The 6578-nt window shown below is 41.7% G+C and carries 5 protein-coding genes; 1 reads left to right on the top strand and 4 read right to left on the bottom strand.

Annotated elements, in window-relative coordinates:
• Window positions 1-538, top strand: a 538-nt coding sequence (gene tsaB / locus PX481_RS20530; RefSeq protein WP_288095714.1) for a tRNA (adenosine(37)-N6)-threonylcarbamoyltransferase complex dimerization subunit type 1 TsaB, incomplete at its 5' end; no start/stop codon positions are given.
• Window positions 539-628: 90 nt separating this feature from the next.
• Here tsaB and PX481_RS20525 read toward each other — a convergent pair.
• The 4 genes from PX481_RS20525 to PX481_RS20510 all read right to left on the bottom strand — a co-directional run bounded on the left by PX481_RS20525 (window position 629) and on the right by PX481_RS20510 (window position 6223).
• Window positions 629-1411: a choice-of-anchor I domain-containing protein gene (locus PX481_RS20525; RefSeq protein ID WP_288095711.1), complete on the bottom strand. Its 783-nt coding sequence runs from the start codon at window positions 1409-1411 to the stop codon at window positions 629-631.
• A gap of 158 nt (window positions 1412-1569) precedes the next feature.
• Window positions 1570-3621, bottom strand: coding sequence for an FAD-dependent oxidoreductase (locus PX481_RS20520; protein ID WP_002761709.1), 2052 nt, complete (start codon window positions 3619-3621; stop codon window positions 1570-1572).
• Window positions 3622-4059: 438 nt separating this feature from the next.
• Window positions 4060-4623, bottom strand: a complete 564-nt coding sequence (locus tag PX481_RS20515) for a Uma2 family endonuclease (protein WP_288095709.1) — start codon at window positions 4621-4623, stop codon at window positions 4060-4062.
• Window positions 4624-4696: 73 nt separating this feature from the next.
• The gene (locus PX481_RS20510) at window positions 4697-6223 is read right to left on the bottom strand and encodes a bifunctional aminoglycoside phosphotransferase/ATP-binding protein (RefSeq protein WP_043999316.1); all 1527 of its coding nucleotides are present in this window, start codon (window positions 6221-6223) and stop codon (window positions 4697-4699) included.
• Window positions 6224-6578: the final 355 nt, after the last annotated feature.

Raw genomic sequence — 6578 nt, 5'->3', positions numbered from 1 at the left:
TAATTTCAGCGATGATAGTCGTCAACAAACTTGGGACTTAGACAGGGACTTATCGAACCTATTCCACCCCTATCTAAAACAGTTCCTAGCCCCGCAAAAATGGGCTGATTTAGCCTTTCTAGCCACCGCTAAGGGGCCGGGGAGCTTTACCAGTACCCGCATCGGTATAGTCACGGGTAGAACCCTAGCACAACAATTACAGCTACCGATTTTTACCGTCTCCAGTTTAGCGGCCTTTGCTTGGTCACAACGGGATTTTTACCCCCTTGATACCCATCTAGCCCTAGAAATGCCCGCAACTAGGGGAAAATTGTATGTGGGCATCTATCGGGGTAATCGGGTTTATTTAGCTGATAGGCTGATGACTCCAGAACAATGGCAGCACACTTTAGAAAACTTAACTATTTCCTATCAAAGATTAGCCACACCCAGTTATTTAGGCATAAATGCCGCCGATATCCTCGATTTAGCCCATTTGGACTGGCAAACGGGAAAACGCCCCCATTGGTCGGAGGCGCTACCATTTTACGGGATGTGATTAATGGATTTCTTGCAAAAATCAAAAATCTTCCGTTAGGTGAGGAGTAAGGAGCCAGTAGTCAGGATTCAGGAGAATTAAGAATGAGCATTAATCAATTAAATGCTCTAATTGGGAATTCCCTCTTTTTTTCAAACTATAGCCAGCTAGTCCGAGGGTTACTAATCCTAAAACTGCGCTAGGTTCTGGGACAGGTTTCACGGAATAAATCGCCACATTACGACTGACTTCATTGGCAACAATTAACAGGGGAGTACCATTGGGACTATCGGCAGCGGGAATAAATAATAATCCTTCGGGAGAGATATCGCCTAATTGCCAATCGTTGATATAATCAACAAAGAAAGGATGACTAGGGTTGGTGATATCATAAACCATGAAACCGCCAGCCCTTTCTATTCCCACAAAAGTATAGAGACGATTGCCTACAGTTCCCACGGCTAAACCTTCCGGTTCTGGGCCGCGGTTATCGCTACGACTATCGAAACTACTAGGAGTACCATCGGAATTAAAGATACTAGGAGTTAGGGGAGTTGCCGAAAAAGCCGCCAAAATTTGTTCAAAATCATCGCCGCTATCGAAGACTTGGGACAGTCCATTAGTGACATTCCAAATCGAAAAAGAACGACCACCGTAGGCAAAAAGTTGACTATATTGACCTTGGTCGTTACGTCCGTCGATGCTAGAAACATCCAAACGGCCGAGATTTTGGGCTAATTGCAATTCGGCGGCATTAGGAAAAACATTGGGGTCTAAGGTTAAACTAGAAACTCGTCTGGCCTCATCTCTAGTATCCCCTTCGTTGGCAGTAATTAGGGTTAGCTGAATAAATCTAAAAACCTTGTTGGGTAAGACTTTTAGACTTTTTGTCAATCAAAAAGTACCAGATATGGGAGTGGTCGGGGGGAAAATTCCGGGACTTTTTCCCTGAAAATTAGGTAATTTACCCGATGAAAATGGGTAAAACCCCACACCCCACACCCCACACCCTACACCCTGCCCCTAGGAAAAACTTTTTCAGCAAATCCTAATTAATACCAATCATCCATCGACCGGAAAATTGAGGCATCGGGGAACATAGTTGGATTACCACTAGCGTCGATTTTTTGCCGTAATTCTCGCAATTGTTGATTGCCGATGAGAAAATCATTTTCTACTAATTGATAGGGCAGTACATTATTATCTAAAGCATACACTGCCGTGATGCCGGCAGCTACCCCAGAGGACCACTCGAAGGAATGGACACGATAGGCGGCCGCGGCAATATGACTAAGGGCGATACTTTTGCCCGCTATCAGTAAATTATCGATTTTTTGGGGAATTATAGCCCTTAAAGGGATCTCGAAGGGATAAGCTTGCCCTTGTCCCTGTCTTTCTCCTGCTTTTTCTGTATTACCCGGTTTTTCGGGGGGATGTTCCGTCATGCAGGGATGAAAATCAATCGCATAGTGACCGATACCGACGGAATCGGGGTAAATGGTAGAGCGCTTGCGTTTAACGGCCTGATCGGGGGATAATGTGCCATCAAGTACGGAAAATCCCTCTAATCCTGCCAAGGTGGCAATTAAGCGCCGATATTCTGCCGGAGAAAGATTTTGACGATAGAAATCGCTTTGAAAATTTTGTCGGGAAATATCGATTTCTGTGACGGTAAAACCATCGGGGTAAGTCAGGGAAGGACGACCGATAATCCGTCTTGCTTCCCGAATATAGGGATATTTTGACAAACCATGGGCAGTTCCCATGGGAGAATCAAAACCGGAGAGATAACGGTTATTCAAATGGGGAACTTTTACCCCGTCCCCTAACTGGGAATCGGTGGTCCCTTCTACTAACCAATAATAGTAGGAAATGGCGTGTTCTTCGCCCCTCGCGAGGGTTTCGGTGCGTAATCCTCCCATCCATCCCCCCGGAGATAACTGTCCTAACTTTTGCAACTGTTCACGGGTGTAGATAAAGTTATCCTTCGCAGTCCCCGGACGGTAATCATTTCCCCAGGTCCAATTCTGCATGGAAATATCCCCCGGGACGGGTTCGGTAAAAGTAATTCCCCCAAAGGTTTTCTCTTTACCCAGTTGCGGACTCCAAATACGACGATAGGTGAAAACTAGGTCAAAATCGGCTAATCGCGGCAATTCATAGCTAAAATAGGGGGCATAGCGTTCATAATAAACGGGTTTCTCGTGGGTTTGTGGTTTTTCTGTTTCCTCCATGGCGAAGGTATAGGTAAAGCCTTGGGTACAGTAGGGGTCTCCAGTGACGCTAGAGGAAGAAGGTTCGAGATAACTGCGCTTATCGACACCTAAACGGTAGGGAATATCTGATAATCCGATTATTTCCCCTGTTTCGGTCGCTTCAATCACATACCAATCCGCTAATTGATTCGGTTGGGAGGATTTGGGGACAAAACGGAGGATTTTCTTATCAAAACGGGGAGAATTTTCGTAGCGATAGATATCCTCCATTTTTTGCGATAAAAACTCGGTATTTAGGGGAGGAGTACCTTTTACGGGACTATGTTGAATAGCAATTACACTGGTAATCTGTTGACCGGTACCGCGATTGGGTAAAGTTTCAATATTTAATTCTTTGACTACCGTGGAGGGAAACCATTTCAGAGTTCCTTTGCCTTTTTTGGCAGCGTCTTCTAACTGTTGAAATAATAATTTATGTCCATCAAAAGGCAAAAAACAAGACCCGCTTACCCAACATTCTCCGGGGTTGCGTTTCCCGTAATGCTTTCTAATTCTTTCCCTAAATTCTAGATAACCTTTCGGGAAAAATAATTTTTCTCTTTGTGTCCGTCTTTCATCTAATGCGGAGGTTCCCTGAGAAGATATCTGTCCACCCACCCAGTCGGTAATCTCGGTTAAACAGACGGTTTTTCCTAATAATAAAGCTTCGTAGGCCGCACCGGCACCGGCTAAACCACCACCCACCACCAGAATATCACAGCCGACGGTTTGATCTGGTTCTCGCGGGGGGGCTGCTAGGGTGAGGGGAGTGAAAGCTTGCAGGAGAAATAATCCCAGAGAGAGGGATTTAAGAGGAGTAAAGTGATGATTGAAAATTTTAGGTGACATTATTGACAAATATCAATGTTGTGACTGAGAGTTTCCTCTTTCGGCTCTTCGGTTTGTGTTATGCAATGGACGGGAGTTATAAGGGATGGAACCCTTATATAGAAAGGCATTTAGCGATTTTTGTCAATTGTTTTTGCTCTAGAGCGAACTAATCAATTAAGTCTTTTGCCAGATAAGGATTTAGTCGATTTATGCCCTCCTATCGAACCATAACAAGTAACGAAGAGCCCCTCTTTCTTTGAAGCAGTAGCGAGAGAATCTGTTCCTGAAATCCTGATTGTTTTTTTGGGCAATATTGAGAACTTTGTAGCTTGATGCTGGCTTTTGAGAGATTATACATCGCCAAGCTGACAATCGATCGCTTTTCTGGAAATGTCTTGACAAAATAGAGATAGCCTGATTCGGTGTCATTCCCTTTGTTATTCCCTGTAATCCTTCCTAAGTTAAATTCAAAACAAACCCGGGTAAGACATCTTCCCCGGATAAAATAGCAGGTAAATTAATAATTTCCACACCGCTATTTAGTCGGTAGATTTCCACCTGCTGCTGTTGCGGATTAATCAACCAACCCAAACGTAAACCACTGGCTAAATATTCGCGCATCTTTTCCCGTAAAGAGGTTAAGGAATCAGTACGAGAACGTAATTCAATCACAAAATCGGGACATAAAGGTGGGAACTTTTCTCGCTCTTCTGCGCTCAAAGCTTCCCATCTCTCCCGTTTTATCCAAGCAACATCAGGAGAACGATATCCTCCATTTGGTAAACGAAAAATTGTCGAAGAACTAAACACCTCACCAAGTTGAGTTTGCTCGTTCCATACCCCAACTTTAACAATCAAATTAGCTTCCTGTTTACCAGTATTTCCACCCACGGGAGGCATAATTAATAATTCTCCTTTTTGATTACGTTCTAAATTCCATGTTTGATTAGCCTGACAGAGATGATAAAATTGTTCATCAGTCAAATTAACTGTCTCTAGATTTAACACTACAGTTTCCATCGCTTCTCCTTTTTGCTACTTTATCAACTATAACTTAATTATAAGAATGGCCCTATCGTTGATTCATCTCAACCTATTTACCTAATTGACTCTCTAAAAATTCTGGCCAATTGGGATTAGTAGTGTCTAGGGAAATTAGATAGGGTTGTTCTTTTTCATTAAAAGGTTCTGTTTTCTCAATTTGGGCATTTAAAACCTCGATAGTAGCGTCAGAAATATCGCCTTTTCTAGCGGCAATCCGTTGTTTTAAAACTTCTATAGGTGCGTGACAATGGACAATATGAAAAGGAATCTGTAAATTTTGGGCATAGGTTAATAAGGGTTCTCGCCAAGCATATTTATCGTAGCGTGCATCGAGAATAACTGGATAACCTAAAGCTATTAAAATTTCGGCTAATTCCGCCAGTCTAGCGAAGGTTTTTTGACTCATTTCGAGACTATATATGTCTAGACTTCCTGTTTGATTTAAGTCAATTCCAGCCAAATGTTTGCGAACTGCATCGGAACGAATCTGAATAGCATTAAGATTTTTAGCAATTACTTTACCTATGGTACTCTTACCCGATCCAGAAAATCCCGACATCAGAATTAATCTCGGTTTCTGCGGTTGGGTGTACTGCCAAGCTAATTGATAATAATCTTGTGCATTTGCTTTAATTTTCTCGGAAAAACTGTCACCATCAAGCAAAAAACTATTGACTTTTGCCCTCACATATGCTTGTCTGGTCAGGTAGAGAGGCAAGACTTTTAAACCCTCCCAGTCCGCGGTTTGTTCTAAATAAGTATTGACAAATAAATTAGCGAAATCTTCTCTGCCCCTAGCGGTTAAATCCATGACTGTAAAAGCAATATCATACATGACATCAACGAAGCGAAAAGATTCATTAAATTCTATGCGATCAAATAATTGTATTTCTCCCTGCCACTGACAGATATTATTTAAATGTAAGTCACCGTGACATTCGCGAATCATCCCTTTTATTTGTCTTTCTTCTAACCAATCTCCGTGTTCTGCGAAGAATTTATCTGTATAAGCTTTCGTTTCATCGTATTGTTTTTGGGTTTGGACAAAATTAATATATTTCTCGGTTTGTTGGTAGTTTTCATCAAAAGCTTGTTTAATAACTTCTAAATTGCCAAATTGAGTAATATAGGAATTAGTCACAGCTTGTCGATGAAATCCTGCCACTTTTTCAGCCAAAGATTTTATAGCTTTTTCCGTTAGTTCTCCCCGTTCAAAAACTTTACTCAGTAAACATTCTTGGGGAAACTGATTCATTTTTAAAATGTATTCGATCGCTTTTCCTTCTCCATTTAAACTTATGCTACCCTGTTGATCATTAATTGACAAAACTTCTAGATAGATATTATCGGCGACTTTTTTATTTAACTCTAGTTCCTGTTCTAGATAATACTTTCTCTTTTCTAAAGTGGAGAAATCTAAAAAATTATAATTAACTGGTTTCTTGACTTTATAGGCATAATCTCCTGTCAAGAAGATAATTGAAGCATGGGTTTGGATAATTTCAACGGGAATTTTGACAGAATGAGGATAAAAGTCAGGATTTTTTAATTCTTCGATTAATCGATTGCTATCCATAGCGAGAACTCCTATCGGTTGCATCTCATTTGTATAAATTTACTAGGTTGGGATTTTTCCAGGAAAACCCTCAGCTAAAATTGGCTGTTATTTCCGATTTTATCACTTAATCTTTGACTCTTGGGGGATTCTACCCCCCAAACGCGGGAAAGCATTAGCTTTGCAAGTGGGATGCTTACACGGGGTTGTTCATACATTTGTACCAGTTTAAGGATGACTATCTAGGGTCTGCTGAAAAAGTTTTTCGTGGGGACAGGGTGTGGGGTGTGGGGTGTGGGGTGTAGGGTTTTACCGATTCTCATCTGGTCAATTACCTAATTTTCAGAGAAAAAGTCCCAGAATTTTCCCCCTATCT

The sequence above is a fragment of the Microcystis sp. M53603_WE2 genome, assembly GCF_030065435.1.
This window is presented reverse-complemented; position numbering and strand designations above follow the sequence as displayed.